We start from the raw sequence: 5,482 nt of genomic DNA, 5'->3' as shown, positions 1-5,482 counted from the left end.
GCCGGGTGGGGTGACAAGCCCATGCCGCCGTCCGTCGCTCTCAAGCAAGCCCCCCACCCCGACGACGCGAGCGTCGTCGGACCTCCCCACGAGGGGGAGGTATGAGTCTTCGTCGCGGCTTCACGCCACGCGGACCTGTCGAGCTTCCTTGACCGTCGCCACCAGCGCCGCGGGCTCCGTCACCGGCATCGAGCATTGCGGGCCGATGCACACATAGGCCGTCGGCTTGCCGTGAAGCGCGGTCTTGCCATAAGCCGGCGCGCTCGGCGGATGCGAGGCGCCCGCTCCCGCGACGCTAGCGCCTACCTCTTGCACCACGGCGCCGGGCAATGACACGTTCGCCAATGCGCGGCGAAGCTCGCGCGCGTCGCCGCCCGCAGGCACCACGATGACGATGTGCGCCGGTGCCAGCAGATCGAGCGCACCCGTGAGCAGTCCGGTATGCGCGAACACGTTGCGCGAGACGGCGCCGCTGAAGCCGCGCACGATCGCCTCGGCGCGGTCGCGGTAGCGCTCCTCTCCGGTCCGTGAGAAGAGCGCCATCAAATTCGACACCATGATGCCGTTCGCGTTCGGCGTCGCGTCGTCGAGCGCGTTGATGGTGCGCACGATGAGATCGCCGGTGTCGTCGGCGGCAAGGAAATATCCGCCGTGACCTTCAGCCCAATAATGCCGGTCGAGCACGTCCACCCATGCCCGCGCGCTCGCGACGTAGTCCGGTTTGCCGGTGACGGATGCGAGCGCGAGCGCGGCCTTGATCATGTTGGCGTAGTCGGTGGCGGTCGCCGGCGCCTTCGCTTCGCCGGCGCGATAGGAGTGCTTGAGGCGCCCGTGCGACGTCATCCGCACACTGACGAAATTGAAGGCGCGCTCGGCCGCGGCGAGCCAGTCGGGCCGATCGAAGGCGTCGGCGGCTTTCGCCAGCGCGGCGATCATCAGCCCGTTCCAGTCGGCGAGCACCTTGTCGTCGAAGCCTGGGCGGACGCGCGACGCGCGGCGCGCCAGAAGTTTCTCGCGCATTAAGGTTAACCGGGCTTCGGTGCCGGCCTCGCTTAGCTCCAAGTTGTTGATCCGATTGAGAATAGTATGACCTTCGAAATTGCCGCCCGGCGTCACGTCGTAGATCTCGGCGAAGAGGCGCGCATCCTCAGCGCCCAGCACCTCCTCGATCTCGGCCGCGCTCCACACGTAGAACTTCCCCTCCTCGCCCTCGCTGTCGGCGTCGAGCGAGGAGGCAAACCCGCCCTCCTCCGTCACCATCTCGCGGAACAGCCAATCCACCGTCTCGCGCACGCGCGCGGCCAACAGCGGCGACTTCGTCTCGCGCCATAGCTCGGTCATCAGCTCGAGCAGCAGCGCGTTGTCGTAGAGCATCTTCTCGAAATGAGGCACGAGCCAGCGCTCATCGACGCTGTAGCGGGCGAAGCCACCGCCGAGATGATCGTAGATGCCGCCTTGCGCGATGTGAGTGAGCGTGTGCGTCACCGCCTCGAGCGGATCAGGCAGCCCGTAGCGGAGCCCGGCGCGCCACAGGAAATTGAAGAATTGCACTTGCGGAAATTTCGGCGCGCCTTTGATGCCGCCATGCGTCGGATCGACGAGCTGGAGCAGGCGCCGCGCAAGATCTGCGAGCGCCGCGTCGCCGGGGATCGCGTCGGGGCCGGCGTCCGCCCCCCGATCGAATTTCGGCGCGAGCCGGTCTTTCAGCGCGTCGGCGTTCTGCCGCACCTTCACCTGCTCCTCGCGATAGATGCGGGCGATCTCCTTCAGCACATTGGTGAAGGCCGGCCGGCCGTAGCGCGCCTCTCTCGGAAAGTAGGTGCCGCCCCAGAACGGCTCGGCGTCGGAGGTGAGGAACATGGTGAGCGGCCAGCCGCCCTGCTCGCCGAGCTCGTGCAGCGCCGCCATGTAGATGGCGTCGACGTCGGGACGCTCCTCGCGGTCGACCTTGATATTGACGAAGAGGTCGTTCATCACGCGCGCGGTCTCTTCGTCCTCGAAGCTCTCATGCGCCATCACGTGGCACCAATGGCAGGCGGCGTAGCCGACCGAGAGCAGGATCGGCTTTCCCGTCCGCTTGGCCTCGGCGAGCGCCTCAGGCCCCCACGCCCGCCAATGCACCGGGTTATGCTGGTGCTGAAGCAGGTACGGGCTCGTCTCGCGACCGAGGCGGTTTCCCTGCGTCGCGCGTTCCTGTAAGGGGGCGTCTGTCATCAGGCCTCCAATCGCCTCTACAATAACCCACTCCGGCAGCAACTCGCCCAACGATGCAAGCTCAAGGTCCCCAATTTCGACGCACGCGTCAGCGTACCCCGTCTGAATACCTCCCCCTCGTGGGGAGGTCGGCGCGCCGTCGCGCTCAAGTAGCGAAGCGTAGCGCAAACTCAATGGCGCGCCGGGTGGGGGGCGAGCGCATCACCCTGCCCGGCTCATCCGGCCGATGGCCGGCTGAGCCACCCTCCCCATCAAGGGGAGGGATGCAGGCGAGTGGTCTCCAGTTTCGACGGCCGTTGCAGTCTTCTCCCCGCTCCCCCTTTGAGGGGGAGCACGCGCGCCTCTTTGGCGCGCGGAGGGGGGTAAACCACGCAATAAGTTTTTCGTTTGAACCCCCCTCCCCAACCCTCCCCCTCAAGGGGGGAGGGAGAGGGTCCGTGCAGTGACCCAGCGCGACACCATCTGCGCGCTGGCAAGCGCTCCGGGACGGGCCGGCGTCGCCGTGATCCGCATCTCGGGGCAAGCGGCGGGGGACACGTTGCGCGCGCTTTGCGGTCCGCCGCCGCCGCCGCGCCAGGCGAGCTTGCGCAAGGTCAAGAACCCGGGGACCGGCGAGGTGCTCGATCGCGGGCTCGCGCTCTGGCTGCCGGGTCCTGCGAGCTTCACCGGAGAGGACATCGCCGAGCTGCACATCCATGGCGGCCGCGCCGTGGTCGGCCGCGTCATCGACGCCTTGCTGTCGCTCAAAGGCGTGCGGCTCGCCGAGCCCGGCGAGTTCGCCCGCCGCGCCTTCGAGAACGGGCGGATCGATCTCACCGAGGTCGAGGGGCTTGCCGATCTCATCGCCGCCGAGACCGAGGCGCAAGCGCGCCAGGCGGTCGCCCAAGCCGAGGGTGGGGCGCGGGCACTCTACGAGTCGTGGCGCGAGGAGCTGATCAAGGCGCAGGCGCTCGCCGAGGCAGGGCTCGACTTCGCCGACGAAGCCGATGTCGCCGCCGATGCCGCGGTGCAAGCCGACGCTTCAGTCGCCAAGCTGCTCAGTGCAATTTCACACCACCTCAAAGACCGGAGAGGCGAACGCCTCCGCGACGGCTTCCGCGTGGTGATCGCCGGACCGCCAAACGCCGGCAAGTCGAGCCTGCTGAACGCGCTCGCTCGCCGCGACGCGGCAATCGTGTCGGAGGAGGCGGGGACAACCCGCGATGTCATCGAGGTCCATCTCGACCTCGCCGGCTTGCCGGTGATCGTCACCGACACTGCGGGGATAAGGGAGGCTGAGGGCGCGGTCGAGGCTGAGGGTGTGCGGCGGACGCTGGCGCGAGTCGGTGACGCCGATCTCGTCCTCTGGATGGTCGATGCCACCGATCCGCAATGGGAGCCCAAATATGCGGATATCCTCGTAAATGCCGTAAATATCCGGGTATTGAACAAGGTAGATCTGGTCAAATCCTTGCAAATCGCCGATGGCGTGGCGCTGTCGGCCAAGACCGGCGAGGGCGTGGCCGAACTCGTTGGACTCCTTAAGAAACGCGCCGAGGAGGGGCTTGCTGTCGGCGAGCCTGCGGTGATCACGAGAGCCCGCCACCGGGCCGAGCTCGAAGCCGCTGCGGAAGCCCTTTCCAGGTTCCGCGAGGAGCGGGGAGGGCCTGAGATCAAGGCCGAGGAGCTCCGCATCGCCGCCCGCCATCTCGGCCGCCTGACCGGCCGGATCGACGTCGAGGAGGTGCTCGGCGCCATCTTCTCCGAGTTCTGTATCGGCAAGTGATTCAATAGCTTGATGGTTCGAGACGTGCCCTTTGGGCGCTCCTCACCATGAGGGCCTATACCCTCACCCTGAGGAGGGCCGTAGGCCCGTCTCGAAGGGGTGAGGCTCGAATTGATTCACGTGAAACATTGGCAGCCGCTTTGACGGCAGGCCCGGAACACATTAGGTACAGGCCCCATGAACAAAGCGCGGAATTCCAAGGCTTACGACGTCATCGTCATTGGCGGCGGCCATGCCGGCTGCGAGGCTGCTGCTGCTGCGGCGCGGACAGGCGCGCGCACGGCGCTCGTCACCCACAGCCTCGCCACCATCGGCGAAATGTCCTGCAATCCGGCCATCGGCGGGCTCGGCAAGGGGCACCTGGTCCGCGAGATCGACGCGCTCGACGGGCTGATGGGCAAGGTGGCCGATGCCGCCGGCATCCAGTTTCGCGTGCTGAACCGGAGCAAAGGCCCGGCGGTGCAGGGCCCCCGCGCCCAGGCCGACCGCAAGCTTTACCGCCAGGCCATGCAGGCGGCGATCCGCGCCACGCCGAACCTCGAAATCATCGAAGCCGCGGTCGAGGACCTCATCGTCGAGCAAGGCACCGCCGCCGGCATCGTCACCGCCAATGGTTGCCGCATCTCTGCCGGCGCCGTGGTGCTGACCACCGGCACTTTCCTCAACGGGCTCATCCATATTGGCGAGCGGAAGATTCCCGCGGGTCGCATCAACGAAGCGCCGGCGCTCGGGCTCTCGACCCGCCTCTATGGTCTCGGCCTGCGCATGGGCAGGCTCAAGACCGGCACGCCGCCACGCCTCGACGGAAGCACGATCAACTGGGATGGGCTGCAAGTGCAGCATGGCGACGATCCACCTCAACCATTTTCATTCCTGACGAAGTCAATCTCGACGCCGCAGGTAGTCTGCCACATCACCCACACCAATGAAGCGACCCACGCCATCATCGCCGCCAACCTCGCCCGCGCGCCGATGTACTCGGGCGACATCAGAAGCGTCGGCCCGCGCTATTGTCCCTCCATCGAGGACAAGGTGGTGCGCTTCAAGGAGCGCGAGCGGCACCAGATCTTCCTCGAGCCAGAGGGTCTCGACGACGACACCGTCTATCCGAACGGCATCTCGACCTCGCTGCCCGAGGATGTGCAGTCTGCCTTTCTCGCCACGATCCCCGGCCTCGAGCAGGCACGCGTGAAGCGGCCCGGCTACGCTATCGAATACGACTATGTCGATCCGCGTGAGCTGACGCCCGGACTCGAAGTGAAAGCTGTGCCGCGGCTGTTTCTCGCCGGCCAGATCAACGGCACCACCGGTTACGAGGAAGCCGCGGGGCAGGGGGTGCTCGCCGGCATCAACGCGGCGCGCGCGGCGGGAGGCGCGCGCGATCCGTTCATCGTGACGCGCGCCGACGGCTATCTCGGCGTGATGATCGACGACCTTGTGACACGAGGCGTGGCCGAGCCCTATCGCATGTTCACGAGCCGCGCTGAGTATCGCCTTACGCTC

General features: G+C 66.9%; 3 protein-coding genes. 2 read left to right on the top strand and 1 reads right to left on the bottom strand.

Annotated features, from left to right (window positions below):
* Positions 1–120: 120 nt before the first annotated feature.
* Positions 121–2,214, bottom strand: a complete 2,094-nt coding sequence (locus ACREC7_RS15560) for a thioredoxin domain-containing protein (protein ID WP_431556606.1) — start codon at positions 2,212–2,214, stop codon at positions 121–123.
* A 442-nt stretch (positions 2,215–2,656) separates the two neighbouring features.
* On the opposite strand from ACREC7_RS15560, the gene mnmE reads away from it, so the two are divergent.
* Complete coding sequence (mnmE, locus tag ACREC7_RS15555; protein WP_431556605.1) at positions 2,657–3,979, top strand: tRNA uridine-5-carboxymethylaminomethyl(34) synthesis GTPase MnmE; 1,323 nt, start codon at positions 2,657–2,659, stop codon at positions 3,977–3,979.
* Between the two features lie 177 nt (positions 3,980–4,156).
* Positions 4,157–5,482, top strand: a 1,326-nt coding sequence (gene mnmG / locus ACREC7_RS15550; protein WP_431556604.1) for a tRNA uridine-5-carboxymethylaminomethyl(34) synthesis enzyme MnmG, incomplete at its 3' end; no start/stop codon positions are given.

Origin of the sequence: Methyloceanibacter sp., from assembly GCF_050728395.1 — a bacterium.
Classification (GTDB): domain Bacteria; phylum Pseudomonadota; class Alphaproteobacteria; order Rhizobiales; family Methyloligellaceae; genus Methyloceanibacter.
Note: the sequence above shows the minus strand (reverse complement) of the source record. Positions and strands in the feature narration are given on the sequence as shown.

Excerpts from the sequence above, each read along its gene's own strand:
- ACREC7_RS15560 (WP_431556606.1), bottom strand. The coding sequence starts at position 2,214 with ATGACAGACGCCCCCTTACAGGAACGCGCGACGCAGGGAAACCGCCTC.